This window comes from Pantoea sp. alder81 (assembly GCF_020179835.1).
Lineage (GTDB): Bacteria > Pseudomonadota > Gammaproteobacteria > Enterobacterales > Enterobacteriaceae > Pantoea.
In genome coordinates this window covers 127715-153901 of sequence record NZ_JAIUDA010000004.1, presented here as the reverse complement: position 1 = coordinate 153901, position 26187 = coordinate 127715, and the positions used below count along the sequence as shown (strand labels likewise).

Here is a 26187-nt window from a genome sequence, read left to right as displayed (position 1 = left end):
TTAACGTAAACGCGCAGCACTTTTATCCACCGTTTGCATCGCCGCATCTGGCGTGGCGCTGCCCACCAGCACTTGCTGCAACTGCTGCTGCAAGGTATTGGAGAGACGGGAGTAATCAGCGGTTTCCGGGCGCGATAACATCACATTCAGTGACTTGTCAGCCGCCGCAATCAGGCTCTCCTGGTTCTTCAGTACCGCTGGATCCTGATAAGAGCTTTTCCAGATCGGCAGGCTCAGAGTGGCATATTTGTTCTGCACCGGCTGTGAGGTCATGTAGCTGATGTATTGCCACGCCTGATCTCCGTGGGTGCTGCCTTTGGCGATACCAAGACCCATCGAACCGTTCACTGCACCAAATTTACCTGGCGCATCGCCCGGTGCCGGAACGATCCCGACCTGACCGGCCACTTTGCTCTGCTTCGGATCGTTGGCCATGTTGTACATGTAGGTCCAGTTCAGCGCGAAGGCGGCATCGCCATTGGAGAAGGATTTACGCACATCCTCTTCCAGATACTCACGTGATGCCGGATTGCTCAGCCCCTCATCCAGCGAACTTTTCATCAGCTTCACTGCCTGCAAGGATGCCGGGCTGGAGAAATCGAGCTTGCCGTTGTTGTAGAACTTGCCGCCAAAGCCCGACACCAGCGTGGTGTAATCGCACACCAGCGCTTCTGCCTGCGACCAACTCCACACCAGCGGATATTTAACGATGTTTTTCTGCTTGATGATGCGCGAGTCATCGATCACCTGCTGCCAGGTTTGCGGCGGGGTGGTGATTCCGGCTTTCTCCAGCATCGCTTTGTTGTAATAGAGGTATTTGGTATCGAGGATCCACGGCATGCCGAGAGTTTTACCGTTGTAAACGACCGTGTTCATCGCGCCTGGGAAGATCTTCTCTTTCTCATCTGCCGCGATGCGGCTGCTAACGTCCTGCAGCAGATCAAACTTAGTGAATTCAGCAGGCCAGATGGCATCAAACAGCACCACGTCATAACCATTGCCGCCAGCGCCACGTGCCGCGACAATTTTGTCATGCAGCGCTTCGTACGGCACAAACTCCAGATTGACCTGCACGTCCGGATGCGCTTTCTGGAACTCCTGCGTCATGGCGCGAATATCATTTTCGCTGTAAGCCGCCTGAGTCATAAACAGCGCATTGAGGGTGGTTGCGGCTGCCGCATTACCTGCGCTGGCTAACATCACCGCGATGGCACAGCCTTTCAATGTGGTTGAGAACCGGATTTTCATAACTTTTTCCGCCTTGATGCGAGAAGAGGGTGTTTAATTAAATCAATTTGATTGATTTAATAACGCGCACAGGTTGTCAGGTTGCTGCAGCTGACATCAATGAGCTAAAGCAAGTGACGTGCCAGGGCATAAATCTCGTTTGCCGCTGCACACTACTCTGCACAGATTTTTGCCGCTGTCAGGTAAACAGGTTGTAAAATGTGTAGCCGATCATAGATATTGATGCGCTGGCAGTCGCGGTCGTGAGAAGAGGGAAGCAGGATGAGAACATCAGGAACCAATCTGGAACATGCGCGCGCGCACAACCGTCGTGTGATCATCGAAGCGATCCGCCTGCACGGCGAGCTGACGCGGGCTGAGCTGGCGCGACTGACCGCTCTGACGCCACAAACCGTTTCCAACATTGTGGCGGAACTCGAAGGCGCTGAACTGCTCACCAGCCGCCAACCGCGCAAGCAGGGACGCGGCCAGCCGGCGATTCCGGTGATTCTTAATCCGGCCAGTGCGTTCTCCATTGGCATTCATCTCGATCATCAAACCTTGCTGATCGTGCTGGTGGATCTCACCGGTGAAATTCATTTCCGTCGCCTTATTCTGGTGCAAAAACCTCAGCCCGATGCCACTTTAGCGCGCATTGCGGAGGTGCTGGCGGAGATCAAAACGCAACTCGGTGCCCGCTGGCAGAAAGTATTGGGGATCGGCGTGGTGATGCCGGGACCGTTTGGCGTGGAGGGAATTTCATCAGTGGGACCTACCACCTTGCACGGCTGGGAGGCGGTTGATATCGAAGCCAGACTGGCGGAGATGAGCGGCGTACCGGTGACGCTGGAGAACGATGCCACCGTTGCGGCAATTGGGGAACGTTTCCACGGTGTCGCACGCCAACTCAACTCGTTTATCTATCTCTACATTGGAACAGGGTTGGGCGCTGGCATCATCATGGATGGCCATGTGTATAGCGGCCATGCGCACAATGCTGGTGAAATCGGACATGTGGTGGTGGAACCCGGTGGACGCGAATGTTACTGCGGCAATCACGGCTGCCTGGAGCGCTATGTCTCACTGCAGGCTGCCTATGAGTTCTGTGGGCTGGACCCGATGACCGCATTGCCAGACGATTTGCTGGAGATTGATCCCGCGGTATTCGATCGCTGGATTGATACGGTGCTGACGCCATTGCGCCAGGGTATCAATATGCTGGAGTGCATTTTCGATGCGGAGAGTGTGATCATCGGCGGCATGATGCCCGCAGCGCTACTGGATAAGATCATTCAGCGCCTGCCACCGCTTTATCAGTCGGTGCGCGGGCGTTATCTCACTGGATCACGTTTGAAAACCGGCTTAACCGGCAGTGATACCGCGGCATTAGGGGCAGCGGCGTTGCCAATTTTTGACGAGTTTAATCCGCAGTTTCAGGTATTGATGAAATAACAGAATACCCTGTGCGATTTTTTAACGACACTTCACTACAGAGCGTGTTGACTAAGATATCGCTATCTATTTCTGCGATGCAAAGGTGAATGCGCGCGATCCGTTCAGAACTAAAAGTTCCTGTGAGTAACCGCAATGACTTCTGTTCCAGCTGATGACGCTGCCGTTGATGATCTTGCTCAGGTTGACTCATGTCCGCGCGATAGATTGCTCCGTTGCTAAACACGATGCGAGACGTCGCACGCGCAAGGTTGCTATCGGCCTCTACGTAAACGCGTTCCCGCAGTTGCGTCACGCAATGATCGAGCAAACTCTCATGCAGACCGGATTCACTGACGGTGTCTCGGCCAAGCAGTGCCATTGCGACCATATGGCGAACGCTAAACCGCGCTTCATTCAGCGTTAGTGGCATCGAGATATTACACACACTAAGGTATTGCGGTTCTATCCACACACTAATTGGGCCCTCAGGAAATGCTCCTTGTGGTAAAGAGAGAGCCGCCGCAATGGGCGCCTGAGTTCCGTAGCATGAAGCATGGTATTTATAAACGATGTCACGCGTATACCAGCGTTCACTGTCGATTTGACGGGTGAACGTGGTAGCTATCATCTTAATAAACCCGCTAGGTTGATCGAAAATGGCCGGATGTGCGGTTAAACCGCGTTGTGCTAATCGTGCGGAGAACAAACCATTAGAGGGCGCAGAGCCACACTGAAGCGCTTTCGCATCACTGCCAAATTGCAAACGGGGACCGCTGGTCAGGCTGGCTGCAATCCCGAGCGCAGCGGCTAACTGCGAGGGTTCAAGTTCTAACAATACGCCACAGGCAAAAGCTGAACCGAAAGTGCCGAGCGTGGCAGTGTTGTGCCAGCCAGCAGCATAGTGTGATTCCCCAAAGGCCGCGGCCAATCGCGATTGAAATTCAACCCCGGCAATAAAGGCGTCAATAATGCGATGGCCTGGCAGATTAAGCTCTTCAGCCAGCGCCAGAATGCCGGGCCACAAAGGCGTAGAAGGATGCACGCGTGAGGGTAAATGGGTGTCATCGAAATCTAATGCATGGGACGCTGTACCATTGATGCGCGCCGCATCGCGCAAGCTCACGCGATAGGGGGTGCCAGGTACACAAGCCTGCGGGGAAGAACCGTTATCTAATGCCTCCTGTAAAACAATTTGCGTAACTGGTTGGTCAAGACCTCCCACAAGCACACTTATCCAGTCCAGCAAACTGTGTTGCGCGATGCGCCTGACATCGGCAGGATAGGGGCGATTGTGTGGGTGGCATACTTGAATCAGTTGCTTAGTAAAGTGGTTCATTCCTGGAATACCTCTTCGCGAGACTTATTGAGCCTTGGCAGGCACATCAGCAAAATTAACCCCAACGCCGCCACTAATAACGTGGCAGATATCGGTCGGCTGAAGAACACGCTAAAGTCACCTCGGGACAGCAACAAAGCCCGACGAAAGTTCTCTTCCAGCAAAGGCCCAAGCACAAAGCCCAACATGAGGGGTGCCGCTTCCAGTTTTAAACGTGCAAACCCATAGCCCAACAAACCAAAAAACAGCATCTGCCATAAGTCATCGACACTGTTCTTAATAGAAAACACACCGATGCAGCAGAACATCAAAATCAATGGATAAAGCCAACGATAAGGCACCCGTAGTAAACGCGCCCAGATGCCAACCATCGGCAGGTTGAGGATCACCAAAATCAGATTACCCAGCCACATCGAGACAATTAAGCCCCAGAACAAGTCGGGGTTGCTGGTCATGACCTGCGGGCCAGGCTGGATGTTATGAATCATTAACGCGGCTACCATCATCGCCATGGTCGCGCTGGAGGGAATGCCCAACGTCAGCAGCGGGATAAAGGAGGTTTGTGCCGCCGCATTGTTCGCCGATTCCGGGCCTGCCACTCCCTCGATTGCCCCTTTACCAAATTGATGTGATTGCTTTGATAATCGTTTCTCAAGGCTGTAAGAGGAGAATGACGCCAGGGTTGCTCCCGCTCCGGGTAGAATGCCGAGCAATGATCCTACGCCTGTCCCTCGTAATATCGCTGGCCACATGCGACGAAAATCCTCGCGCTTAGGCCACAGTGTCGTGAGCGGTGCCGAACCGGGATCTTTATCGCTGTGAGACTCCAGATTGCGGACAATCTCTGCGACGCCAAATATGCCCATAGCGATGCAGACGAAATCCAATCCATCCATCAGACTTAGTTGATTGAAAGTGAAGCGCGCTAAACCTGAATTGACATCCGTACCGATGGTGCCGAATAACAGCCCAATTAAAATCATACCGATGGCTTTGCTGACCGATCCCGAGGCCATAATCACCGCTGCAACCAGGCCAAAAATCATCAACGAAAAGTAATCTGCTGCTGCGAAGTCCAATGCCAGCGCGGTTAACGGCGTGGCGAAAAGCGCGATCAGCAATGTACCGACACAACCGGCAAAGAATGATCCTATCCCCGCCGTCGCTAATGCCACACCCGCACGCCCCTGACGTGCCATTTGATAGCCATCTAATGCGGTCACCACCGATGAGGATTCACCGGGTAAATTTACCAAAATCGCCGTCGTGGAGCCGCCGTACTGCGCACCGTAATAGATGCTGGCCAGCATAATCAGCGCCGGAGTCGGCTCCATGCCATAGGTCACCGGCAACAGCATGGCGATGGTGGCGACCGGACCGAGACCCGGCAGAACGCCGATCAGCGTACCTAACACGCATCCCAGCAACGCATAAAGCAGATTGGTCATAGTAAAAGCGGTTGCAAAGCCAAGGGCGAGATGATCATACAGTTCCATCACGCGCCTCCCAGGGTTGGCCACAGGGGCATAATCAGTCCCAGCCCTTTGACAAATACCAGTGCGCTAAACAGTGCGGCTACACTGCCTAACAGCAAACCCTCTTTTAACGTCGTGTCTCGCCGAGCCTGACCTGCAATCAATATCAACAGCATCACGGCTATCACTAAACCAAGGCGGTCCAGGGTCAGGATGAACAGGGCGATGGCAGCGAAAATCCACAGTAATGGGCGCAGCGGTGCGCGCTCAATGCTGATGCGCTCGGCTTGCTTAACCAGGCGAACTAAAATAAACAAGCCAGTCATAGCCAGTAAGACACCCAACCAAAAAGGAAAGAATCCGGGTCCCATTCGTGAGGGCGTACCGAGTGGATAGGCATACGCCGACCAGCCTGCAAAAGCGCTCCCCAACACAAGGTAAATCAGGCCGGAAACAGCGCCTGGAAGATCACGCGTCAGTTTCATTGACAGTCTCCTGCTGATAACGGTTGGCAGGTTTGGGCAAACCGAGGTGTTCGCGCAGGGTGGAACCCTGATACTCAGAGCGAAAATAACCGCGGGCACGCAGCAAAGGTAGGACCTGATCAATGAATCGCGTCAGCCCTCCCGGGAACCAGGCGGGCATGATGTTGAAGCCATCAGCCGCTTCATTGTCAAACCAACGGATTAACTGGTCTGCTACGGTCTGCGGGCTTCCCACTAATAGCCAGTGACCCCGCGCCGCTGACACCAGATTGAGCAGATCAGCTAAGGTTCGCCCCTCTTTGTGGCACAAGTCCAAGAGCAAACGTGCGCGGCTCTGCATGGCTTGCGTGCCCGGTAGCTCTGGCAAAGGTTGATCGAGCGGATAACCGGAAACGTCATGACCTAAGCGATCATTGAGCAGCCGAAAGGCCTCTTGCGGATTGCTAAAAGCTTGTAGTTCTGCCAATTGCTGCCAGGCATCTTCATCGGTATCACCCAGCAGTGGCATCACGCCGGGCATCACCAGACAATGTTCCGGTTGACGATGGTGCTGCACAACCTGCTGTTTAAGGGTGCGATAAAACTGTTGCGCCCCACTTAGCGACTGCTGTGCAGTAAACACCACTTCCGCAGTCGCGGCTGCCAGGGCAATGCCTGCTGGCGACGAACCCGCCTGGATCAGAACCGGATGACCTTGCGGGCCACGCGTAATGTTTAGTGGACCAGCAATATGGTAGTGCTCGCCATGATGATCGAGCGTGTGCAGTTTCTTGCTATCCATAAACTGGCCGCTGGACTTATCGCCCACTAACGCATCATCTTCCCAGCTGTCCCACAGACCTTTAACCACTTGTACGCTCTCATGCGCCGTAGCATATCGGTCAGCATGATCAGGGTGGGTTGGCTGAGTGAAATTGTGGGCGACGTCATAGGCACTGGTCACCACATTCCAACCGACTCGGCCACGAGATAAATGATCGAGAGTGGCGAACTGGCGAGCCAATTGATATGGCTCGGAATAGGTGGTTGAAGCGGTCGCGGCCAGCCCAATCCGTGTGGTACTGACACTCAATGCGCCAAGGAGCGCGACGGGTTCAAACCGCACAATAATGGAGGGATGATCCTGGGTGCTGGTGCTGAGTTTGTCTCCAAAGAACACCATATCAAAGCAGGCGTTTTCTGCCTCATTCGCCAGCCGTTGAATCAAATCAAAATTGAGACTGCCAAATTCGGCTTCTGGATGTCTCCAGCCCGCTGAGTGATGGCCTGCGGCGTGCACAAATAGCCCTAAACGCATAAATCGTTTCATGAATTCCCCGGAATAAAAAATCAGCCATGTTATTTAATTCCCGAACATGGTTAGTTGTAATTGGCATAATGAGAGTAAGGACTCCATGATAATTTATGAACAGTTGATTGGTTAAAGAGTAATTCCAGATAACTAATAACAAAAAATAGAAATGCTTTATTCACATTATGGGAATCCTTATGAAAAAACTAACCGCTTATCGCCAGCAGACGCTGCTGATTGCCCTGCTAGCCAGTGCCTGGTCATTGTCCGCACACGCCGCCTGGCCAGAACATGCTATTACCTATGTGGTGCCTTATCCGCCGGGTGGCACCAATGACAGTGCAGCGCGTATTGTGGCTCAAGCACTGGAGAAGCAGCTTGGGCAGCCGGTGGTCGTGGATAATCGACCGGGAGCCGGTGGCACAGTCGGCGCCGCCTACGTAGCACATGCCAAAGCAGACGGTTACACCCTATTTAATGCCTCAATCGGTAATGTGGCGATCGCTCCGCAATTGGTACCCGCAAATTTTGATTCCTTTAAAGACTTTACGCCCCTTGCCCATATTGGTGGCTCTCGGTCAGTGATTGCGGTTAATCCGAATTTGCCGATTCACTCTATTCAGGAACTAATTAATTACGCCAAAGCTAACCCTGGAAAATTAACCTATGGCACGTCCGGTAATGGCACGCCAGGTAATATTTCTATGGAGTATTTCAAGTTGCTAAGCAGTACAGATATTCTGCATGTGCCTTATAAAGGCAGCGCCGCGGCACTCTCGGATGCGGTAGCCGGACATATTGATGTGGTCTCTGATCCCCTTGCGAATGGATTTGTTAAAAGTGGCAAACTACGTGGGCTGGCATTTTTCGGCACGGAAAAAGCGGATGATCTCACCGGTGTGCCGTCAATCACCCAGCTTTACCCACAGTGGAAATTCTCTGGTTCATTTATCGCTCTTGCACCCGCCAAAACGCCGCAACCTATTCTGACAAAGCTGCGAGCCAGCTATCAGGCGGTGTTAAGTGATCCACAGGTGGTGAAGTCGCTGGAAAATATCGGCGTGACACCAGAATGGAAAACTCCTCAGCAAACCGAAGCGCTGGTGCAGGCAACCTGGGATATCAGCAAAGACATCATCAAAAAAGCCAACATTCAGGCAAACTAATTCGCTTAATAAGGGATGACATGAACGACAAGAAGAGTGAGGCTGCTTATTACAATAAGCAGTCCGGTTTATTTCTGGTTCTCTTAAGCGTTGCGCTGATATTAACCTTTACCCGGGCAAATGCCGTAGAGCCTGGCGTGTCAGCGAAATTGAACTTCAACGTCAATGCAGATGATAAGTTAAAGGCACTGTTACCTGCAGCAACGGTGGAAAAAGGGTATGTGATTGCAGGAACCAATCCCAATACGCCGCCAACCACGTTCTTCCTCGAAGACAACAAAACCTTATCCGGGCGTGATATCGATATTATGAATGCCATTGGTCAGCGGTTGGGTTTAAAAGTCATTTGGCGTGATACCGGAGGATTTGACAATATTATTCCAGGTTTAAAAACGGGGCGCTTTGATGCCGTGCTATCGAATATTCGTCCAAGCCAAAAACGCTTCGCACAAATTGACTTCATTAGTTATTTCGATAGTTCCCGGCAGGCCGTCATATCGCGTAAGGATAGAGCAGTCGCTCCCTTCACGGCTTTAACGGCGTTGTGCGGGCAAACGGTAGGCGCTGGGGTGGGAACTGCCCAGGTTGAATTCCTCAATGAGGCTAGTCATTCCTGTGTGAATGATAAGAAACCCGCGATCACAGTTGCAGTATTCCCGAGTCGCCCTGACGGGATTGTTGCAGTCTTAAGTGGCCGAATTCCGTTTTATTACGGTCCATGGGAAGGCCTGGCCTGGCAAGCGGCGCAGGTGAAAGCACTGGCTATAACCGGTGAGATCAGCGTGCAAGAACCGCCGATGTCGATAGGTATGCCAAAAGGATCACCACTGGAAAAAGCGGTGCAGGCTGCCCTTAACTCGCTGATTCAGGATGGGACTTATCAAAAGATCCTCGACCATTGGTTTATTGGTTACGGCGCAGTGAAAGAAGCCAAATTGAATGAAGAAATATTCGCTACTCAGTCGTGAGGCATTAATATGAACGGTTTTCGTATCGTGGAGCGGACGCGCAAAGCAAGTCAGGCCCAAATAGCCGCTTATGATGATCTTCCGGTGGCGAATATTAGCGATGCCATGCACCGTATGAGCGGAGGTGGTGCCGGGTTGCGCCCTTATCATGCAGGTGGATATATGGCAGGTGCTGCCTTGACGGTTAAGTCACGGCCAGGTGATAACCTCATGGTGCATTACGCGCTGAATATTGCAGAGCCTGGCGATGTGATTGTTGTAGATGCCGGCGGAGATCTTACCAACGCCATTGTAGGGGAGTTAATGCTCGCCTTCGCAGCAAAGAAGCACGTGGCAGGCGTGGTGATCAACGGTGCAGTGCGCGATACACACAGCATTGGCAAAAACCGCCTGCCTGTGTACGCCGCAGGAGTGACCCATCGCGGCCCTTACAAAGATGGCCCCGGCGAAGTGAACGTGCCGATTTCAATCAGTGGCATGGTGATCGAACCAGGTGACTTAATTGTTGGCGATGAGGATGGCTTTCTTTGCGTACCCTTTGCAGAAATCGACCGCATCCATGCACTGGCACATGAGCGACACCTCAGTGAACTGGCCAAACTGCAAGCGATTGAGGAGGGGCGAAATAAGCGGGATTGGGTTGAGAAAAAACTGCAATTATTAGGCGTGATTTAACGCATGCATAGGAAATTGTGGTGGGGCGCTTGAAAGTTAAGCGCCCTCACTCCAATCTATTGAGATATTTTAGCGAAAAAAGTCGCCAGTTTTAAACGCTCCAGCCCATCCTCACTCATATTGTCTATTGCCAGCCAGGCCGATAACGCATGCTCCACCTGCGGCCATTCGCCATCAATCATCGACAGCCAGTCGGTATCGCGATTGCGCTGCTTGCGAGTCATTGCCTGGCGGAAACGCCCTTCATAGGTAAAGCCAAGGCGTTCCGCTGCCCGACGTGAGGCGAGGTTGGTGGAGTCGCAACGCCAGGCCACCCGGCGATAGCCCAATCCAAATGCCTGCTGTAGTAACAGGAAGATTGCTTCACTGCCTAATACGTTACGCTGCATCAACGGCGACCAGGTGACATGACCGATCTCTATCGCACCGTTCTGGCCGTCAATATTGGCGAAACATACCGCACCCGCGGCTAGCTGAGTGCGATGGTCGATCACCGCATAACTCACTAACCCGCTGTCGCGGCATTTTCCACTGACCCAACTTTCCATCTCTGCCAGCGAAGCGGGTTGCGTCGCGCCCAGCCAGGTCCAGTCACGATCGTCTGGTGCGCTTGAGAAGGCGGCAAACAAGGCTGTGCTGTGAGCAGCGCTCAACGGTTCGAGGGTGCAAAATCGACCTTTTAAGGCGACAGCGGGCGGCGCAATTAGCGGTTGCCAATGCGGCAGAGCTTCACCCACTGTCTGACCATATTGATTCAGTTGCGTCATCGTCTGTCCTTAACTTGATTGAAGAAAACTGGCCACGGCATGGCGTGTTAGTTGCGACAGCATCTGCTGCGTCGCGTTTTCAGGTTGATGCTGCAACAATGCAATGCCCATATGACCTGGCGATGGCAATGGGGCAGTAAGGGGAGACAAATAGGCGGGTAATCCAATGTGGCTGCGCAAGGTCACGCCCAATCCGGCTTGCACGGCAGCCCAGATGCCGCTGAGGCTGTGGCTGGTAAACACCACGCGCCATGCAATGCCCGCTTGTTCCAGTACCGTGATGGCACGCGTGCGCATCAGACAAGGCGCCTCAAACATGACTAATGGCAGAGCTTCGCCTCGTTTCAGGACATCCGCAATATCCATGTTTTCTGCGCCAATCCAGGTCAGCGCTGTTTGCCCCAGTAACTGGCTTTGCGCGGGTAAATCATCGCCTTGCCACAGTAAGGCCATATCGAGGCTTTTCTCCGCCATCGACTGGAGTAGCGGTTGATTACGATCCACGCGGGCACTGATGCGCACACCGGGATGCTGGCGGCTGAAGGGACCAAGAATGCCTGGCATCAGCGATTCGCCAAAGTCCTCTTGCATGCCGATGCGCACATCGCCCTGCAACAGTTCCCCGCGCACCGCGCGCCAGGCTTCATCGTTCAATGCGATTAATCGCCGGGCATAGCTCAACAGCATCTCCCCACCCTCCGTGGGCACCAAATGGCGTCCGCGCTTGGTGACCAGCGCCATTCCGCACTGCTGTTCCAGTTTTTTCAGTTGTGCACTGACAGCGGAGGTTGAACGACAAAGCTGCTGTGCCGCCAGCGCGAAGCTGCCACATTCAATCCCCAGTACAAAACTGCGCAGAGCATCGCTGTCGAGTGATACCGGAAGCTTTTCCATTATCATCCTTTAAATCAGGATTGTTGTTCCTGAATAATGTGATTTTCAGGATTGTAGCGGTACAACACAATCACTGCCTACCCCCGCAGGAGAAAACCATGAGCCATTCGTTGGATCGAGAATCTTTAGAACGTGTTGCACCGAAACTAGCAGAACTGACGCAACAGGTGTTATTTGCTGATATCTGGCAGCGTAGCACGCTGACACCACGCGAGCGCAGCTTGATCACGCTTGCGACGTTAACTGCACTGGGTCGCGATCGGCAATTGCCCTGGCATCTGCACTTTGCGGTGCAAAACGGATTAAGTCAGGAGGAGTTGGTAGAACTTTTCACCCATTTGGCGTTTTACGCAGGTTGGCCAGCTGCGGTGAGTGCGCTTACTGTGCTTGAACAGGAGTCTATCTAATGCCCTTTACCCGGATAACAGTGCGTCACGGCTGGAGCGAAGCCGATTTAAAAGTCTTGTCGGATACACTGCATGAGGTGTTGGTGGCGGAATTTAACGTGCCGCTGCGAGATCGTTTTCAGGTGATTGAAGTATTGCCAGAACAACGCCTGATTTATGATGCACACTACCTCAGTGATGGACGCAGTGAGCGCTATGTGCTGCTGCATATTGTGGCCGGGAAGACGCGAAGTGAAGCGCAGAAACGCAAGACGTACCAGCGCTTAAGTGACCTTTTCCATGAACGGTTGCAGCTAAGACCGGCGGATTTAATGATCATCATCCAGCAAACAAACGCCGAAGACTGGAGCTTTAGCGGCGGTGAAATGTTTGAATTGGGGATGATTCCACAGGATTAGCGGTAAACGTGGCAGAACCGCTAAGCATATTAACAGGAAGGCGCGTATCTGTGCCTACTTGCAAGATTAAGGGACCTCAATGCAGCCAAACCTACGCGAAGTGGCAGTCAAAAACGTCGAAACGGGGAATAACGTCACGATCTATGAGCCCGCGAATGTCTATGGCTGCACACTGCATGACGATGTATTCATTGGACCCTTTGTCGAAATCCAGGCGCATACGGTGGTAGGACGCGGCACGAAAGTGCAGTCGCACAGTTTCATCTGTGAATACGTTCACATCGGTGAAAACTGCTTTATTGGTCACGGCGTGATGTTCGCCAATGATATGTTCCGTGATGGCAAACCCAATGCCGATCGAGAAAGCTGGGGGCGCATCACGCTCGGTAACAACGTCTCAATCGGCAGTGGGGCGACTATTCTGGCGGTGACTATCTGCGATGACGTAGTGATCGGCGCGGGCAGCGTAGTAACGAAAGACATCACGCAGAAGGGCGTTTACGCCGGAAACCCGGCGCGTTTACTGCGGTTGCTATAGCACAAGGAACAGACTGGTTGTTTCGTTTATTTCGTATGTCGTTTGTTTCGTTTGTTTCGATTAGTATTGGAGCGTTGTAACTCACGAACGAAGAAACTGGAAAAACTCATGACAAACTCAATTCTGGACAATGTCAGCCTTCCGGCTCAGAAGGAAATTGAGGCCGCTCTGCGTGGACAAAGAGAACTGGCGACTTTTCTCTCCACAAAGCTGGAGACACAAGTCATATCCATTCAGGATGCAAACGACGAAACTCACCAAATCGAATTGCCAACCTCAGCTTTAACGTTGCTAATGAAGGTGTTGGGAGAACTGGCAGTAGGAAATGCGGTGCAGGTCGTTCCGGTTCATGCTGAATTAACCACACAGGAAGCAGCCAATATCCTCAATGTCTCACGGCCTCACATGGTGAAACTATTGGAAGAAGGGAAGCTGCCATATCATAAAACTGGCCGCCATCGCCGTGTGCTTTTTGCAGATCTGATGCGCTATAAAGCTCAGCGCGAAAGTGAAAGCAATAATGCTATGCAGGAGTTGGCTGACTTAAGCCAGGGACTTGGTCTTTACTAATGACTCACTCGCCTTATACGGTGCCCGCGTTACACGGGCAGTTTTACTAATTAGTATGCATCGGCTGCTTTAACTCTCCATCACCCAATGCCCGGCACTGACCTCGCGATAGCATCGCGTTTCCGACACAAACCCCAGCGCGCGCACCGGGCTTTTCAGCTCGCTAACCTCCATACGCCGTTTAAGGTGGCGTCGTGCCGGATCGGGCACTGGCACCGATGACAATAGCTTGCGCGTGTAGTCATGTTGCGGATTCTCAAAGATGGCGGCGCGTGGGCCGATCTCGACAATTTCGCCCAGCAGCATCACCGCGACGCGATGGCTGATGCGTTCCACCACCGCCATATCGTGCGAGATAAACAGATACGACAGCCCGAGACTGGTTTGCAGATCCAACAGCAGATTAATAATCTGCGCCTTCACGGTCACATCCAGCGCAGAGACCGACTCATCAGCGATGATCATTTTGGGATCGAGCATTAACGCGCGCGCGATACAAATGCGCTGTCGCTGACCGCCGGAGAACTCATGCGGATAACGTTTCATCATCGCCGCAGATAAACCCACTCTTTCCATCAACTCCGCCGCCTTTTGCCGCGCGGCCTGTTTGCTGCCGAGTTGATGTTGCAGATAAGGCTCAGTTAAGGCTTCAAGAATCGACATGCGCGGATTGAGACTGGCAAACGGGTCCTGGAAAATCATCTGCATCGCGCAGCGTAACTGGCGCAGTTCGCTGGATGAGAGATTCAGTACGTCATAACCATCGAAAGCGATCTCGCCCGCATCGGCTTTCACCAGCCGGGTGAGGGAGCGACCGGTAGTGGATTTCCCACAGCCGGATTCACCGACCAGCGACAAGGTTTCGCCGGGCATCAGATCAAAAGAAATATTCTCCACTGCATGCACCGCACCAGTTTTGCGGCTTAACAAACCTTCGTGGATGCTAAACCGGGTGCTGAGGTTTTTCACTGACAGAAGCGGCTGTTGCGAAGTGGGGCGCTCAGGTTGCAGCGCCACCACATCACCTTTCAGTGCAAACTTCTGCGGCCCGGTAATGCCACGCATCGCGCCGAGCTGCGGCACGGTAGCGATCAGCGTGCGGGTATAATCTGCCGCTGGCGCCGAGAAAATTTCCGCTGTGGCGCCGGTTTCCATCACGTCGCCCTGATACATCACCAGCGTGCGATCCGAGACTTCCGCCACCACGCCCATATCGTGGGTGATAAACAGCACCGCGGTGCCTTCTTCCTCCTGCAACGTCTTAATCAGATCAAGAATCTGGCCCTGAATGGTGACATCCAGCGCGGTAGTGGGCTCATCGGCAATCAGAAGTTTGGGTCGCAGCGCCAGCGCCATGGCGATCATCACACGCTGGCGCATGCCGCCGGAAAAATGATGCGGATAATCATCGAAGCGTTTAGCGGCATTGGGAATGCGCACTTTCTCCAGCAGCTTTACCGTCTCTTCTCGCGCTGCACGTTTACTGATGTTGCGATGGTTGATCAAGACTTCAGCGATTTGGTGGCCAATGGTAAACGAGGGATTCAGGCTGGTCATCGGCTCCTGAAAAATCATCGCCACAGCGTTACCACGAATATCGCGCATCGCCTTGTCGCTCAGATTCAACAGATCCACGCCGTTCAGCAGCACTTTGCCGGTCACACGTGCGTGGCGCATATTCAGCAGGCGCATGATCGCCATCGACGTGACGCTTTTGCCCGATCCCGATTCACCCACTATCGCCAGCGTCTCACCGGCATTGATGGTCATCGAAACGTTTTTCACCACCTCACGCCACTGATCGTCGTGACGAAACGCAACGGTGAGGTTTTCCACCTGCAGCACCGGCTCGCGACTCATTTGGCCGCCACAAAGCGAGCCGAACGGGTGCTGACCGGCAGGAACTCAAAATCAGTGTCAAAAGGATAAGCGGGTTGCATTTTACGTTTACGTTCAAGACGTTCGACGTACTGATCCACCACGCCTTCGGACAGCGCCATCAGGTTAGGATTGGCGAGCGGTGCCAGTTCCGGTGACAGATAGCCGGATTTCACCACCACAATTTTTGCCTGCGAGGGATGAAGCCCCAGCAATTCAAAATCCGCGATATTGTGATAAGGACGACGACGGTCGGCGACTACCACGATAATTCCACCGGTTTTCAGCAGTGCTTGTTTAGCCAGCGAACGCGCATCATCACTCACCAGCAGCACTTCAAATTCTGCGGTGACTTTACCTCCCGCGGGATCGAGCGTGGCACCGATCGTGAGCGTGAGCTTCGCCCCGACGCCTGCGGCGAAAGCAGCATCGGTGGCAGGTTTGTCGGTAATCCCGGCGACGATGACATCCTGCGCGCCCTGGCGAATCAATTCGGCCAGCAGATTGGCGCGATCGCCTACGCCGCCACCGGTCGGGTTATCGCCCGAATCGGCCAAAATCACCGGTGAAGTTTCGCTGGCGACGGCCATTTTCACGCACTCTTCGGTGCTGCCGGTGACGCAGCCAAAGACGAACTCATCACGCGCCTGCCAGTAGGCCAGCGCCAGTTTTGCTGCCTGTTCGGAGAGCACATCAGCATCGGTGCCGGTCATGATCGCCGCCGCCGTGGCGCGCGGTTCATCGGCCCAGACATAGCCGACCATCAACGACGCATCCCAGATGTGATCGATTTCATTGATGCCCGGCAGACGCGCGTACAAACTTTTTGCCGGTTCATCTTCGGTACTGGTGCGCTCACCGGGCAGCACCACCGGAATGGGTGCCCAAATCACACCGGGTTTCACGCCGGTTTGCAGGCTTTTCACCAGCATTGACACCGATCGACGCATGGTCCCTTCCACATCGATGTGCGGAGCGGTGCGATAGGTGGAGAACATGTCGATGGCATCGATGATGCGCTGCGTCACGTTGCCGTGCAGATCGTAACTGACGGTGATCGGGCAATCCGGGCCGACCAATTCACGGGTGGCAGTGATCCAATCGCCTTCAGCATCTTCCATCCCTTCGACATACACTGCGCCGTGCATCGCAAGGTAGACGCCGTCCACCGGCAGTTGTGCTTGCAATCGGGTGAGAAAATCCTGCTTGAAGTCATCATAAGTGATCCGCGCGACTGGACCACCGGCGATGGCGCGCGCGTGGAAGGTCGGCAGAAATTCGGCATCGTAATCCTGCAAAAAGGCAAAGTAGGGATTGATCAGCAGATCGTTACCGCGCACGATGCGGAAGTCGTCGGCGTAGTTCAGCACCGGGTTATATGTACTGCACTCCGTATGAATGCCACCAAAAGCAATGCGCATACAGCCTCCGCTAGTCAGGTAATTGAATGATAAATCGGTATGCCGCCACGCTTGCCGCGGCGCGCGCCCAGCTCTGTTCGCTGATCACGATGCTGGAAATCGGGGTTTTGCCCATGATGGCGGGCAACACATGGCTGTCGATGGATTGCATCACCACGGTTTTCAGTAAGCCGTCGAAAGAATGGGGCTGATGCGCGATGACGATCAGCTCGGGATCGTTCATCTGAATGATATTGGCGATGGAGAGCCCCAGCGCATGGCCTGCCTGGTGCAAAATCGCAATCGCGGCGCTGTTGCCTTTGGCGGCCAGCGTCTCCAGTTCCGCGATAGATTGTGTCTCCAGCGCCTTATCGCGCACGCTCTCACGAATGGCCGTGAGCGAAGCAAGGGTATCGAGGCAACCGCGTTTGCCGCAGCGGCAAGGGCGTCCACCAGGTTCAATGGTGCAGTGCGCAATTTCACCGGCACCGCCGTGTGCGCCGCGATGCAGTTGGCCCTGGAAGAAATGTGCGGAACGAATGCCGTCACCGTGTGAGATCAGTGTGAAGTTGCGCGCCTTTTTCGCCACGCCGAAGATCTTCTCGCTGACCGCCAGCGCTTTGGCATCGTTCTCCAGCGAGACGTCCAGCCCAGTTTGCTGTTTCAGCATCTCGGCCAGCGGCACGTTTTTCCAGCCCAGCAGTGCTGACTGCACGCAAACTGACTGATTTTCATCCACAAATCCGGAAAGCGTGACACCTAAGCCAATTAGCTGGTCGGCTGAAATGCCTTTCTCAGCGATTAAGTCGGGGATTGCCGCCGCTAATGCCGTACTTAGCTGCTGCGGATCGAGGTTGTGCGCCATCTGCTTACTCGCCAGCACCAGGCCGTGCATATCGATCAACACTAAAACCACCTGCTCACCGAGCAGCGAGGCACCGAGGAAATAAGCACTGTCGGCGCGCATTTTTAATAACACCGATGGGCGACCCTGGCCGCTGGATTCCGGAACACTCTCTTCCAGCAATCCCGCGTTGAGCATCTCTTTCACCAGCGTGCTAATAGCGGCTTTGCTCAACTTCATATTTTCCGCAATAGCGGTACGGCTCATGCCGTGTGAGGCAATAAGCAGACGCAAAATTTGCTGCTGGTGGGCATTGAGCATGTCGGTTCTCACTGCAATAGCGATATGGCCTGACAATAATCAGGCCAGAAAACAAATACAACGTTATTTAGTTAATTTTTTGAACGCAGATCTAACTATAAGTAAAATATATGAACCAACGTCTTGGCTTTTGTTTAGAGAATGTGCCTTATATAACGAGGTTATTTCACCGAACGTTCAATGATTCATTGAGGGCCTTCATGCAAAGCACATTCAAGCATTTCAAGGTACTGACGCTGGCCGGTTGTATTCTGGCGTCACTGGCAAGCTCGGCGGCATTGGCCAGCCAGCTGGTGATCATGCAAAACGAACCCCCGCGCAGCATGGATCCAGGCAACCAGACGGCGACGTTTACCGGCACGGTGCTGGACCCGATGTACGAAGGCCTGACGCGTTTGGGTGATGACGGCAAAATTATTCCTGCGCTGGCGCTGTCCTGGAGTGCGGACAGCAGTGGATTGAACTGGACCTTTAAGCTGCGCCCCAACGTAAAATTCCATGACGGCACGCCGTTTAATGCCGATGCGGTGGTGGAAAACTTCCAGCGCCATTTAGACACCAAACGTGGTCTGGCGGGCAGCGGTAAAGTTCGTACCTTTATTCAGGACGTGAAGAAAACCGATGATTTAACCGTTGAATTCCAGCTGAAGAAAATCAATCCGGCCTTTTTAACCGTATTGGCTTCAGGGCCGGGATTAATGGTTAGCCCCACTGCCGATAAAGCGGGCAGCATCAATAATAAAGCCGACGGCACCGGGCCGTATAAGCTGGAGCAATATAAATCCGGCGAATACGTGCTGGAGAAAAAGAACAGCGATTATTGGGGTAAATCAGCCGGCCCGGATGAAATTAAATGGACGTGGAGTAGTGAGCCCTCTGTGATGAATATGGCGCTGCAATCGGGTCAGGTCGATATTATTAACCCGGTTCCGCCGCAATTTGCGGGTATGTTGAAAAACAATGCCAACGTCAATTTAAAACAGTCGCCGGGTGCGGCGGTATTCTGGGTGGATCTCAATACCCAGAGTAAAGCGCTGAGTGACGTGCGTGTGCGTCAGGCGCTGAATTTCGCCACCGATCAGCAGGCGCTGGTGAAAGCCATCATGTTTGGTTATGCGCAACCTGCCAACTCCTCGCTGGCTCCGGTTGATGCCAACTACGACAAGAGCCTGAAGGATTACCCGTACGACGTGCAGAAAGCCAAAGATCTGCTGAAAGCGGCAGGCTACGCGGATGGCTTCAGCATGTCGATTGCCGTTCAGGCACCGGAAGCGCGTACCGCGCAGGTGTTACAGGGGCTGTGGGCCAAGATCGGCGTGAAGCTCAACGTGCGTCAGATGGAGAGCGGGGTCTGGACCAAAGCCGCCTTCGCGGATGCCAAAGAGAAAGCGCAGCAGGGCACCGATGCAGTACTGGCGTCGTGGTCATCCGGTTTATACGGTTCTGATTTGCAACTGCGTCCGCTGTATCACAGTGCGAGCTTTGCACCGGGCGGCGCGAACCTGGGCTTCTTTAGCGATAAGCAAACCGATGATTTGATCGATACCGCCGCCTCCACGCTTGACGATACTAAGCGTAAAGATCTCTACTTCCAGGCACAGAAACAGATCAGTGGGCTGGCCCCGCAGGTGCTGCTGTTCTATCAGGATGATCTCTACGCCTCTCGCAAAAACATCAGCGGCGTCACCATGCAGCCAGGCGGACAGATTGTGGTTCGCGATGCAGTGAAGAACTGATAGATGAAAGCGTATGTCGCGAAAAAGGTGCTCTCGCTACCGCTGATTATTTTCGGCGTCTCGATCATCGTATTTATCGCCATCCGCGCGCTGCCGGGCGATCCGGCGCGCCTGATGGCAGGCCCGGAAGCGCCACAGGAAGCGGTGGATAACATGCGCGTCCGGTTAGGGCTGGATCAACCGCTGCCGGTGCAGTACGTCAAATTTGCTACCGAAGCACTGCACGGCAATCTGGGTGAATCTTTGCAGTCACAGCGCCCGGTGATCAACGAAATCAGCGAGCGTTTGCCCTACACCTTGTCGCTGGCAGCGCTCGCCTATCTGCTGGCGATTGCCATCGGCGTGCCTGCGGGCATGACCGGGGCGATCTATCGCCAGCGGATGCCCGATCAAATCGTGATGGTGCTGACCATTGCGGGCGCATCGATAGCCAACTTCTGGCTGGCACTGCTGGCGATGAACTATTTTGCGGTGGAACTCGGCTGGTTGCCGCTGTTGGGCGCGGACTCATGGAAAAACTACGTGATGCCGACCGTCACGCTGGCGATTTTGCCGATGGCGATGATTGCCCGCATGACGCGCTCCAGTATGCTCGATGTATTGAGTCAGGACTATATCCGTACCGCCAAAGCCAAAGGCTTATCGTCAGCGAATATTCACTGGAAACACGCGCTGCGCAACGCCTTGATCCCGATTGTCACCATCGTCGCACTTAACTTCGGCAGCTTGATTGGTGGCGCCGTGGTCACAGAGTCGGTGTTTAACTGGCCAGGTATTGGCCGCCTGCTGGTGGATTCGGTGAAATACCGTGACTATCCGGTGATTCAGGGCGTGACGCTGGTGGCGGTCACCGGCGTGGTGCTGATGAACCTGGTGGGTGAAATTCTGATTGGTCTGCTCAATCCAAAAATAAGGTTCGACTGATGAACAGCCTCGATACCTCTTTGCTGCCCACCCGATCGCGTGGTCGCCAATTCCTGCGCATGTTACAGAACAATCCGTCGATAGCGATCGGCGGCGGGTTGGTGCTGTTGGTGGTGCTGGCAGCGGTGTTAGCGCCGCTGTTAACCCATTGGGATCCCATCGAACAGGATCTGCTGAACACCTTGCAGGCTCCCTCGGCAGCGCACTGGTTTGGCACGGACGACTATGGCCGCGACATTTTCGCCCGCGTGATTTATGGCGCGCGCATCACGTTGTTTGAAGTCTGCCTGAGCGTGGCGATTTCGATGGTGATTGGTATTCCGCTCGGCATCATCTCCGGTCTGGCGGGACGCAAAATCGATGCGCTGATTATGTGGGTGATGGACATTATTTTCGCCTTCCCAGGTATCGTGCTGGCGATTTTGATCGTCAGCGTGCTGGGCGAAGGGCTGGCCAATATGCTGATCGCGATTTCGCTGTTCTCGATTCCGGTGTATGCGCGCCTGAGTCGTAACCTGACGCTCGGCCTGAAGAACATGGAGTACATCGAAGCGGCGCATATGCTGGGCGTGCGCTATCCGCGCATCATCACCCATTACATTCTGCGCAACTCGATTGGGCCGCTGATTGTGCAATCGACGCTGACGGCGGGCGCAGTGGTGCTGTCGGCGGCCAGCTTGTCGTTTCTCGGCTTGGGCGTGCAACCGCCGATGCCGGAGTGGGGCACTATGATGAGTGATGGGCGCAACTTTCTTGGGCTGAATATTTACGTGTCGCTGTTTCCTGGACTGGCGATTTTGATTACTGTGCTCGGCTTTAATGTGCTGGGCGACGGCCTGCGTGATGTGATGGATAAACGTTTATGAGTACAACACCGGCAGTGATCTGCCTCGATCTGGGCGGTTCGTTCGTCAAGCTGGGTGTGATGGATGCGCAGCAGCAGCTGACTATCCTCGATCAGCAAACCATCCCGGCCAACAGCTGGCCAGATTTCACCGCGCTGATTGGCCGCATGATCGAACACCATCAGCAGTACTTCAACATCGTTTCACCGCTGGCGATCTCCACTGCAGGCATCGTGGCACCGGATACCGGCGAGATGTTTGCCAGCAACATCCCGGCCTTTCATCAACGCAATCTCAGCCAGGCGCTGGGTGCGTTACTGCAACGTAAAGTGATCGTGCATAACGATGCCGACTGTTTCACCTTCGCGGAAGCGCAGGCAGGCGTGGGCAAAGGGCATAAGGTGGTGTTTGGCGCGATTCTCGGTTCCGGCGTCGGCGGCGGTTTGGTCGCGGATGGGCGGATTATTACCGGACAGAATGGCCTGACCGGCGAGTGGGGCCATGGTCCGATTACGCTCACGGAAGTGGATATTGAGGGCGAAACTATTCGCTTGCCGCGCCAGTCTTGCCCCTGTGGGCAGAAAGGCTGTCTCGATAGCTACGGTGGCGCGCGCGGGCTGGAGAATTTGCATCGCACCTTGCATAGCGTTAATGCGAGCAGCATCGACATTATCGCCGGCTGGCAACAGCAGGAAGTGCAAGCTAACCGTACCGTTCAGGTGTGGTTACAACTGGTGAGTCAGCCGCTGGCTTACACCATCAATATTACTGGCGCATCGCTGGTGGCAGTGGGGGGAGGGTTGGCTTCGGTGACACCGTTGATGGGAGCATTGAATGAGGAAGTACAGCGTTATGTGCTGCGCAGTACTCAGCATCCATTGGTGGTTCCCGGCGCGTTTGCGCATAACGGCGGAATGATCGGCGCGGCGCTGCTGGCGCGTCAGGCTGCATAAAGAAAATGCACATACTGCAGCGATGTCAGTAAAAATGCCTGACGATAACGGCGCAAAGTCCTGATACTTTGCGCCGGGATGGGCGCTAAGCAGTTATCACAATATTAATTAGCAGCCACATAATTCTCCGCCATCGAAATTTCATCTAAATCAGTTATCATGTGCAGCTAAATCCTTTCAGTCTCAACGATGGTGGCCTTCAATGCCGCCACGATTGTGATTGGATTCTTCACCTGCGTTACTGGAAAACCATGTCATCTGCACAACCTCAACTTAATCAGCTGCCGGAACAGGCTTCGCTGCCGCGCGCCAGTGTGCTGAAAGCGCTGTTTGCGCTCGGCACCGGTGGCTTTGCCATTGGTACCGGCGAATTCGTCATTATGGGCCTGCTGCCCGATGCCGCCACCGGCCTCAATGTTTCCATCCCCACTGCGGGCCACCTGATCAGTATTTACGCGCTCGGTGTGGTGATTGGCGCGCCGCTGTTGGCTGTGCTCGGTGCGCGTGCCTCACGTCGAAATTTCCTGATGACGCTGATGGGCCTGTTTGCCGCGGGTAACCTGTTTAGCTCGATTGCACCAGGTTACTACTCGATGCTGCTGGCACGTTTCCTCGCTGGTTTCCCGCACGGTACGTTCTTCGGGGTCGCTGCACTGGTCGCCGCTGGATTGGTGGAGCGCAGAAAACGCGCCCAGGCAGTTTCGATGGTGCTGTTTGGCCTGACGATTGCCAACCTGCTCGGCGTGCCTGCGGTCACCGCGATTGGGCAAGTGTTTGGCTGGCGTGAAGCCTTCGCCATTGTTGGCGTGTTAGCGCTGTTGACCATGGTACTGGTGGGGATGTGGGTGCCGAACGTAGCCGGTGATAAAACCGCCAGCCCACTACGCGAACTCTCTGCGCTGACGCGCAAGCAGGTGTTGCTAACGCTGGCGATTGGCGCGGTCGGCAGCGGTGGCTTGTTCTCGGTGTTCAGCTACGTCAAACCTACGTTAACCGAATTGGCGCAGATGCCGGTCAGTTGGATTCCGGCGGTGCTGGCGCTGTTCGGTCTCGGCATGATCATCGGCAACGTGGTGGGTGGGCGTCTGGCGGATCGCGGGCTGGAGAAAACCATTCGCATCGTGCTGATCTGGTCGGTGCTGGTGCTGAGCGCCTTTGTGTTTACCGCGCACTATGCGTTTGCCGGTTCACTCAATGTGATGCTGGTGGGCACCATGGTGGCGCTGGCGAGCGTGCTGCAAATCCGTTTAATGGATGTGGCTGGCGATGCGCAAACTATGGCGGCGGCGTTGAATCACTCAGCCTTTAACCTGGCGAATGCGCTAGGCGCGTGGCTGGGTGGCGTGACCATTTCTGCGGGACTTGGCTGGCAGTCCACTGGCTGGGTCGGTGCGATTCTGGCGGTGTTTGGATTGCTGATCCACGCTATTGCGGTGCGCGATGCACGGAGAAAGTCGATTACGTTTGCGCATGAGGGCGGGGTTTAACGGCCCGTCTATGTAGGTTTGAACGTGGACCCGTAGCACCTCTGCGGCTACCGGGCCGTCCTCGCGCCGCTGACGCGGTGCCATCGGCTTCCACGTCGTGCCGACGGATCGTTCGGGTAAGGCCGTCCTGGCCAACCCGAACTGACAGTCGCATCTATGCGACTGTCTCCTGGCCCAACGTAAAAGCCTCTGCGCTGCGGAAAGCCGGGCAGCTGCAGAGGTGCTTCGGCCATAAGCAGGGTGCCCTTTTTAACAACACTTGCTTGTGCTTCTCAGCAGGTTGGGATTTTTAGTTGGGTCATCCTGCCAACTTTTCCTGCAAAAACGCCATAAAAACTCTGTTCACTTCACTGCGCTGACGATGCTGTGGATAGAGCGCGTTCAGGTTGAGTGAGGAAGGCTGCCACTCATCCAGCACGGTCATCAGATCACCGCTGGCTAATGCCGGTGCCACGATAAATTCCGGCAGCAGAATCAATCCTAATCCGGCCACCGCGGCATCACGCAGCATCTCACCGTTATTACTCACCATCGGGCCTTGCACCGCTATCACCTTGCGCTGCTCACCGTTAAACAGTTCCCAGCCAGTCTGGCTTTCGCGCCCGTAACGCAGGCAAGCATGATCAAGCAGATCCTCGGGTTCACGCGGTGCGCCCGCGCCCTGAATGTAGGATGGACTGCCACAGATCACGCGGCGAAATACGCCCAGACGTTTGGCGATTAAGCTGGAATCGGGCAGGGTGCCAATACGGATTGCCATATCAAAGCCTTCACCGACCATATCGACATAGCGGTCCGCCAACTCCACCTGGAACTGCAATCCGGGATGCTGACTGAGAAACTCGGCGATATACGGCGACAAATGGCTGATGCCAAACGACATCGGCACGCTCAAGCGGAAGCTGCCCTGCAACACCTGTTGCCGGCCAGATACCGCCTGCTGGGCTTCCTGCACATCATCGAGAATACGTTGTGCATGTTGGGCAAAGAGCTGGCCGTTATCCGTCACCGACAGTTTGCGCGTGTTGCGATTCAGCAGACGCGCACCGAGTGATTCCTCCAGCGCGGCAATACGGCGGCTGACGTATTGCTTCGACAGCATCAGCTGTTCGGCGGCGGCGGTAAAGTTACCGGCTTTAATTACGGCGACATAAATACGAAGATCTTCTATCTGCATATTGTCCACTTTTCGGTGACAGTCATTGTCAGGTTAGGGCATTGTTGGGCAAATTAGTTTACGTATACTTATCCTCATTCGGAAGGGCAAACGTCCTTCCACCGCACATTTGAGGAGCAAACCATGATTGAACAACGTCTGTCAGAACAACGCGGAGTGGGTGACCACGGTTGGCTGAACTCGCACCACACTTTCTCTTTCGCCAGCTATTGGGATCCCAAACAGACTGGTTTTTCCGACCTGCTGGTGATTAACGATGACCGTGTCGCGCCGGGGCGTGGTTTTGGTGCCCATCCACACAACAATATGGAGATCATCTCCTATGTGCTGGACGGTGCGCTGGAGCATAAAGATTCGATGGGAACGGGTTCAGTAATCGTCCCCGGTGATGTGCAGTTGATGAGCGCGGGTAGCGGTGTGACGCATAGCGAGTTCAACCACTCGAAGAGCGATAACGTTCACTTCCTGCAAATCTGGATTGTACCGGGCGAGCGCAACACTCAGCCGGGTTACCAGCAGATTTCCGTGGCAGAGAGCGAAAAACGCGGGCAGTTGCGTTTGATTATCTCGCCGGAAGGGGATAACGGTTCGCTGAGCGTGCGTCAGGATATCCGCATCTATGCCGGTTTCTTTGATGGCGCAGAGCAACAGACTTTCGCGCTGGATGCCGATCGTTACGCTTACATTCATGTGGCACGCGGCAGCATCGAAGTGAATGGTGTGAAATTCAAGGAAGGTGACGGTGCGCGTGTGCGTAATGAAACCGCGCTGCAGTTCAGCAATGGCAATGATGCAGAAGTGTTGCTGTTTGATCTGCGTCCGCTGGAAGTGAATCATCCACAGCGTTAAAACAGGTCAGGGCGTCTTAACGGACGCCCTGAAGCCTATGCGTTTTGATTGCTTAACGTCGGCATGAATGAGCAGCACAATGCTGCCTATGTCGCGCTCTGACCGGTTTACTTAAGCTTCAGTGAGCTTTCAATCAAGCTTC

25 protein-coding genes are annotated in these 26187 nt (G+C 54.3%); 14 read left to right on the top strand and 11 right to left on the bottom strand.

The window, feature by feature from the left end; genetic code table 11:
* The gene (locus LBW88_RS13000) at positions 1 to 1248 is read right to left on the bottom strand and encodes an extracellular solute-binding protein (RefSeq protein WP_224932693.1); all 1248 of its coding nucleotides are present in this window, start codon (positions 1246 to 1248) and stop codon (positions 1 to 3) included.
* 261 nt (positions 1249 to 1509) lie between these two features.
* Between LBW88_RS13000 and LBW88_RS12995 the strand changes: the two genes are divergently transcribed.
* The gene (locus tag LBW88_RS12995; RefSeq protein WP_224932692.1) at positions 1510 to 2679 is read left to right on the top strand and encodes an ROK family transcriptional regulator; all 1170 of its coding nucleotides are present in this window, start codon (positions 1510 to 1512) and stop codon (positions 2677 to 2679) included.
* On the opposite strand, the gene LBW88_RS12990 is transcribed toward LBW88_RS12995, so the two are convergent.
* From LBW88_RS12990 to LBW88_RS12975, 4 genes are read right to left on the bottom strand one after another with little or no spacing between them, the layout of a single operon-like run.
* Complete coding sequence (locus LBW88_RS12990; protein WP_224932691.1) at positions 2648 to 3997, bottom strand: MmgE/PrpD family protein; 1350 nt, start codon at positions 3995 to 3997, stop codon at positions 2648 to 2650. The genes LBW88_RS12995 and LBW88_RS12990 overlap by 32 nt on opposite strands.
* Positions 3994 to 5493: a tripartite tricarboxylate transporter permease gene (locus LBW88_RS12985; RefSeq protein ID WP_224932690.1), complete on the bottom strand. Its 1500-nt coding sequence runs from the start codon at positions 5491 to 5493 to the stop codon at positions 3994 to 3996. Before LBW88_RS12985 ends, LBW88_RS12990 begins: the two co-directional genes overlap by 4 nt.
* Positions 5493 to 5957, bottom strand: a complete 465-nt coding sequence (locus LBW88_RS12980) for a tripartite tricarboxylate transporter TctB family protein (RefSeq protein WP_224932689.1) — start codon at positions 5955 to 5957, stop codon at positions 5493 to 5495. The genes LBW88_RS12985 and LBW88_RS12980 overlap by 1 nt, the downstream gene beginning before the upstream one ends.
* Positions 5941 to 7266: an LLM class flavin-dependent oxidoreductase gene (locus tag LBW88_RS12975; protein WP_224932688.1), complete on the bottom strand. Its 1326-nt coding sequence runs from the start codon at positions 7264 to 7266 to the stop codon at positions 5941 to 5943. Before LBW88_RS12975 ends, LBW88_RS12980 begins: the two co-directional genes overlap by 17 nt.
* A 179-nt stretch (positions 7267 to 7445) precedes the next feature.
* Here LBW88_RS12975 and LBW88_RS12970 point away from each other — a divergent pair, with 179 nt between their 5' ends.
* The 3 genes from LBW88_RS12970 to LBW88_RS12960 are packed head-to-tail and all read left to right on the top strand — an operon-like array spanning position 7446 to position 10057.
* On the top strand, positions 7446 to 8414 hold the full coding sequence (locus tag LBW88_RS12970; protein WP_224932687.1) for a Bug family tripartite tricarboxylate transporter substrate binding protein: 969 nt from the start codon (positions 7446 to 7448) through the stop codon (positions 8412 to 8414).
* 20 nt (positions 8415 to 8434) lie between these two features.
* Positions 8435 to 9382, top strand: a complete 948-nt coding sequence (locus tag LBW88_RS12965) for an ABC transporter substrate-binding protein (protein ID WP_224932686.1) — start codon at positions 8435 to 8437, stop codon at positions 9380 to 9382.
* A gap of 9 nt (positions 9383 to 9391) precedes the next feature.
* Complete coding sequence (locus tag LBW88_RS12960) at positions 9392 to 10057, top strand: RraA family protein (RefSeq protein WP_224932685.1); 666 nt, start codon at positions 9392 to 9394, stop codon at positions 10055 to 10057.
* Between the two features lie 56 nt (positions 10058 to 10113).
* On the opposite strand, the gene LBW88_RS12955 is transcribed toward LBW88_RS12960, so the two are convergent.
* Positions 10114 to 10824 (bottom strand): GNAT family N-acetyltransferase, encoded by a 711-nt coding sequence (locus LBW88_RS12955; RefSeq protein ID WP_224932684.1) that lies wholly within the window; start codon positions 10822 to 10824, stop codon positions 10114 to 10116.
* A 9-nt stretch (positions 10825 to 10833) separates the two neighbouring features.
* Positions 10834 to 11718 (bottom strand): LysR substrate-binding domain-containing protein, encoded by an 885-nt coding sequence (locus LBW88_RS12950; protein ID WP_224932683.1) that lies wholly within the window; start codon positions 11716 to 11718, stop codon positions 10834 to 10836.
* Positions 11719 to 11816: 98 nt separating this feature from the next.
* On the opposite strand from LBW88_RS12950, the gene LBW88_RS12945 reads away from it, so the two are divergent.
* From LBW88_RS12945 to LBW88_RS12930, 4 genes are all read left to right on the top strand, one after another.
* Positions 11817 to 12125, top strand: coding sequence for a carboxymuconolactone decarboxylase family protein (locus LBW88_RS12945; RefSeq protein ID WP_100703090.1), 309 nt, complete (start codon positions 11817 to 11819; stop codon positions 12123 to 12125).
* On the top strand, positions 12125 to 12523 hold the full coding sequence (locus tag LBW88_RS12940) for a tautomerase family protein (protein WP_224932682.1): 399 nt from the start codon (positions 12125 to 12127) through the stop codon (positions 12521 to 12523). The genes LBW88_RS12945 and LBW88_RS12940 overlap by 1 nt, the downstream gene beginning before the upstream one ends.
* 79 nt (positions 12524 to 12602) lie before the next feature.
* Positions 12603 to 13061, top strand: coding sequence for an acyltransferase (locus LBW88_RS12935; protein ID WP_224932681.1), 459 nt, complete (start codon positions 12603 to 12605; stop codon positions 13059 to 13061).
* 108 nt (positions 13062 to 13169) lie between these two features.
* Positions 13170 to 13631 (top strand): helix-turn-helix domain-containing protein, encoded by a 462-nt coding sequence (locus tag LBW88_RS12930; RefSeq protein ID WP_097118777.1) that lies wholly within the window; start codon positions 13170 to 13172, stop codon positions 13629 to 13631.
* Positions 13632 to 13700: 69 nt separating this feature from the next.
* On the opposite strand, the gene LBW88_RS12925 is transcribed toward LBW88_RS12930, so the two are convergent.
* Genes LBW88_RS12925 through LBW88_RS12915 form a run of 3 tightly spaced genes read right to left on the bottom strand, consistent with a single transcriptional unit; the run spans position 13701 to position 18074 of the window.
* Positions 13701 to 15491, bottom strand: coding sequence for an ABC transporter ATP-binding protein (locus LBW88_RS12925; protein WP_224932680.1), 1791 nt, complete (start codon positions 15489 to 15491; stop codon positions 13701 to 13703).
* Positions 15488 to 16930: a M81 family metallopeptidase gene (locus LBW88_RS12920; protein ID WP_224932679.1), complete on the bottom strand. Its 1443-nt coding sequence runs from the start codon at positions 16928 to 16930 to the stop codon at positions 15488 to 15490. Before LBW88_RS12920 ends, LBW88_RS12925 begins: the two co-directional genes overlap by 4 nt.
* 10 nt (positions 16931 to 16940) lie before the next feature.
* Positions 16941 to 18074, bottom strand: a complete 1134-nt coding sequence (locus tag LBW88_RS12915) for an ROK family transcriptional regulator (protein ID WP_224932678.1) — start codon at positions 18072 to 18074, stop codon at positions 16941 to 16943.
* A 200-nt stretch (positions 18075 to 18274) separates the two neighbouring features.
* Between LBW88_RS12915 and LBW88_RS12910 the strand changes: the two genes are divergently transcribed.
* The 5 genes from LBW88_RS12910 to LBW88_RS12890 all read left to right on the top strand — a co-directional run bounded on the left by LBW88_RS12910 (position 18275) and on the right by LBW88_RS12890 (position 24019).
* Positions 18275 to 19810 carry an ABC transporter substrate-binding protein gene (locus LBW88_RS12910; RefSeq protein WP_224932677.1) on the top strand — a complete coding sequence of 512 codons (1536 nt, stop codon included), beginning with the start codon at positions 18275 to 18277 and terminating at the stop codon, positions 19808 to 19810.
* Between the two features lie 3 nt (positions 19811 to 19813).
* Entirely contained in the window at positions 19814 to 20734 is a 921-nt protein-coding gene (locus LBW88_RS12905) for an ABC transporter permease (protein WP_224932676.1), read from the top strand.
* Entirely contained in the window at positions 20734 to 21600 is an 867-nt protein-coding gene (locus LBW88_RS12900; RefSeq protein ID WP_224932675.1) for an ABC transporter permease, read from the top strand. The genes LBW88_RS12905 and LBW88_RS12900 overlap by 1 nt, the downstream gene beginning before the upstream one ends.
* Positions 21597 to 22532, top strand: coding sequence for an ROK family protein (locus LBW88_RS12895; RefSeq protein WP_224932674.1), 936 nt, complete (start codon positions 21597 to 21599; stop codon positions 22530 to 22532). Before LBW88_RS12900 ends, LBW88_RS12895 begins: the two co-directional genes overlap by 4 nt.
* Before the next feature lie 251 nt (positions 22533 to 22783).
* Positions 22784 to 24019: an MFS transporter gene (locus LBW88_RS12890; RefSeq protein ID WP_224932673.1), complete on the top strand. Its 1236-nt coding sequence runs from the start codon at positions 22784 to 22786 to the stop codon at positions 24017 to 24019.
* Between the two features lie 298 nt (positions 24020 to 24317).
* On the opposite strand, the gene LBW88_RS12885 is transcribed toward LBW88_RS12890, so the two are convergent.
* Positions 24318 to 25196, bottom strand: a complete 879-nt coding sequence (locus tag LBW88_RS12885) for a LysR family transcriptional regulator (RefSeq protein ID WP_224932672.1) — start codon at positions 25194 to 25196, stop codon at positions 24318 to 24320.
* A gap of 123 nt (positions 25197 to 25319) precedes the next feature.
* Between LBW88_RS12885 and LBW88_RS12880 the strand changes: the two genes are divergently transcribed.
* Entirely contained in the window at positions 25320 to 26045 is a 726-nt protein-coding gene (locus tag LBW88_RS12880; RefSeq protein WP_224932671.1) for a pirin family protein, read from the top strand.
* Positions 26046 to 26187: the final 142 nt, after the last annotated feature.

What these genes read in the sequence shown, in the direction of transcription:
- LBW88_RS13000 (WP_224932693.1), bottom strand. Translation starts at nt 1,248, where the DNA reads ATGAAAATCCGGTTCTCAACCACATTGAAAGGCTGTGCCATCGCGGTG.
- LBW88_RS12995 (WP_224932692.1), top strand. Translation starts at nt 1,510, where the DNA reads ATGAGAACATCAGGAACCAATCTGGAACATGCGCGCGCGCACAACCGT.
- LBW88_RS12990 (WP_224932691.1), bottom strand. Translation starts at nt 3,997, where the DNA reads ATGAACCACTTTACTAAGCAACTGATTCAAGTATGCCACCCACACAAT.
- LBW88_RS12985 (WP_224932690.1), bottom strand. Translation starts at nt 5,493, where the DNA reads ATGGAACTGTATGATCATCTCGCCCTTGGCTTTGCAACCGCTTTTACT.
- LBW88_RS12980 (WP_224932689.1), bottom strand. Translation starts at nt 5,957, where the DNA reads ATGAAACTGACGCGTGATCTTCCAGGCGCTGTTTCCGGCCTGATTTAC.
- LBW88_RS12975 (WP_224932688.1), bottom strand. Translation starts at nt 7,266, where the DNA reads ATGAAACGATTTATGCGTTTAGGGCTATTTGTGCACGCCGCAGGCCAT.
- LBW88_RS12970 (WP_224932687.1), top strand. Translation starts at nt 7,446, where the DNA reads ATGAAAAAACTAACCGCTTATCGCCAGCAGACGCTGCTGATTGCCCTG.
- LBW88_RS12965 (WP_224932686.1), top strand. Translation starts at nt 8,435, where the DNA reads ATGAACGACAAGAAGAGTGAGGCTGCTTATTACAATAAGCAGTCCGGT.
- LBW88_RS12960 (WP_224932685.1), top strand. Translation starts at nt 9,392, where the DNA reads ATGAACGGTTTTCGTATCGTGGAGCGGACGCGCAAAGCAAGTCAGGCC.
- LBW88_RS12955 (WP_224932684.1), bottom strand. Translation starts at nt 10,824, where the DNA reads ATGACGCAACTGAATCAATATGGTCAGACAGTGGGTGAAGCTCTGCCG.
- LBW88_RS12950 (WP_224932683.1), bottom strand. Translation starts at nt 11,718, where the DNA reads ATGGAAAAGCTTCCGGTATCACTCGACAGCGATGCTCTGCGCAGTTTT.
- LBW88_RS12945 (WP_100703090.1), top strand. Translation starts at nt 11,817, where the DNA reads ATGAGCCATTCGTTGGATCGAGAATCTTTAGAACGTGTTGCACCGAAA.
- LBW88_RS12940 (WP_224932682.1), top strand. Translation starts at nt 12,125, where the DNA reads ATGCCCTTTACCCGGATAACAGTGCGTCACGGCTGGAGCGAAGCCGAT.
- LBW88_RS12935 (WP_224932681.1), top strand. Translation starts at nt 12,603, where the DNA reads ATGCAGCCAAACCTACGCGAAGTGGCAGTCAAAAACGTCGAAACGGGG.
- LBW88_RS12930 (WP_097118777.1), top strand. Translation starts at nt 13,170, where the DNA reads ATGACAAACTCAATTCTGGACAATGTCAGCCTTCCGGCTCAGAAGGAA.
- LBW88_RS12925 (WP_224932680.1), bottom strand. Translation starts at nt 15,491, where the DNA reads ATGAGTCGCGAGCCGGTGCTGCAGGTGGAAAACCTCACCGTTGCGTTT.
- LBW88_RS12920 (WP_224932679.1), bottom strand. Translation starts at nt 16,930, where the DNA reads ATGCGCATTGCTTTTGGTGGCATTCATACGGAGTGCAGTACATATAAC.
- LBW88_RS12915 (WP_224932678.1), bottom strand. Translation starts at nt 18,074, where the DNA reads ATGCTCAATGCCCACCAGCAGCAAATTTTGCGTCTGCTTATTGCCTCA.
- LBW88_RS12910 (WP_224932677.1), top strand. Translation starts at nt 18,275, where the DNA reads ATGCAAAGCACATTCAAGCATTTCAAGGTACTGACGCTGGCCGGTTGT.
- LBW88_RS12905 (WP_224932676.1), top strand. Translation starts at nt 19,814, where the DNA reads ATGAAAGCGTATGTCGCGAAAAAGGTGCTCTCGCTACCGCTGATTATT.
- LBW88_RS12900 (WP_224932675.1), top strand. Translation starts at nt 20,734, where the DNA reads ATGAACAGCCTCGATACCTCTTTGCTGCCCACCCGATCGCGTGGTCGC.
- LBW88_RS12895 (WP_224932674.1), top strand. Translation starts at nt 21,597, where the DNA reads ATGAGTACAACACCGGCAGTGATCTGCCTCGATCTGGGCGGTTCGTTC.
- LBW88_RS12890 (WP_224932673.1), top strand. Translation starts at nt 22,784, where the DNA reads ATGTCATCTGCACAACCTCAACTTAATCAGCTGCCGGAACAGGCTTCG.
- LBW88_RS12885 (WP_224932672.1), bottom strand. Translation starts at nt 25,196, where the DNA reads ATGCAGATAGAAGATCTTCGTATTTATGTCGCCGTAATTAAAGCCGGT.
- LBW88_RS12880 (WP_224932671.1), top strand. Translation starts at nt 25,320, where the DNA reads ATGATTGAACAACGTCTGTCAGAACAACGCGGAGTGGGTGACCACGGT.